Source organism: Streptomyces sp. P5F9, assembly GCF_057961495.1.
In genome coordinates, this window is sequence record NZ_JBXVPZ010000996.1 from 1 (window position 1) to 875 (window position 875).

1 protein-coding gene is annotated in these 875 nt (G+C 69.0%); it reads right to left on the minus strand.

Features of this window, described 5'->3' with window-relative positions; all coding sequences use genetic code 11:
* On the minus strand, positions 1-875 hold an 875-nt coding region (locus AC31A1_RS52040), incomplete at both ends, for a glycosyl hydrolase 115 family protein (RefSeq protein ID WP_489660015.1).

Here is an 875-nt window from a genome sequence, read left to right on the forward strand (position 1 = left end):
CCGCCGCCTCGGGCACCTCGATCCGCCGCACCGCCGGGAACAGCACATCCGGCAACGCCACGTTGTCCTTCTCCGGCTGCTGCCACCCGGCGTTGGGCCCGTACCGCTCCACATCCCCGTAGTCGATGTGCGGCTGTGTCTGGAATCCGCGCCATTTCCCGCCCGCCACAACCGAGTTGAAGCGCTCGGCCAACGCGAAGTCCCGCGCCAACCCCGCCTCCGCCTCCTCCGCGAGGTCGTTCGTCGCGGCCCGGCCCTGCGCCGCGTACAGCAGGTTCGTGAACTCGGCCGACCGCAGCCCGTACAGGTTGGCGGTGGCCTGCACCTCGTACCCGACGAGTTCGAACCACGCGTCCCGCACCACGGCCGGCAACCGCCGCCCGATCCGCTCGGCCCGTCGCCCCAGTTCCCGCCACTCCTCCGTCACCCGCTCCAACTCCCGGTGCCCGAAGGAGAATGGCGTCTGCCGATCGTCGTAGACCACCTGGCCGTCGACGAGAGTGATCCGCCGGTTCAGCGACTCCGGCTTGCGGCGGGCCTGCAACTGGCCGTACGCGGCCAGCACCGAGGCAATCTCGTCGGCCTGCCCTGCCCCGAAGTTCTGGCGCGCGTACCGCAGTTCCCACTCGCCCAGCCGCGAGGCATCCCAACCCTCCGGATTCCAGGCGTAGTTGAGAAAGAACTCGGTCGGCAGCTCGTTCCCCTTCAGGTCGCCCACATTCGCGACCCACAAACCGCGATTCCCGTACGCGTACGCCGCGTGCAACTGCTCCCACACGTTCCGCAGGTTCGCCGTGTCCACCCACTTGTAGTTCCGCCCGGCGCCCACGTAGTCGAAGTGGTAGTACAGGCCATAGCCCCCGGCCCGCTTACCG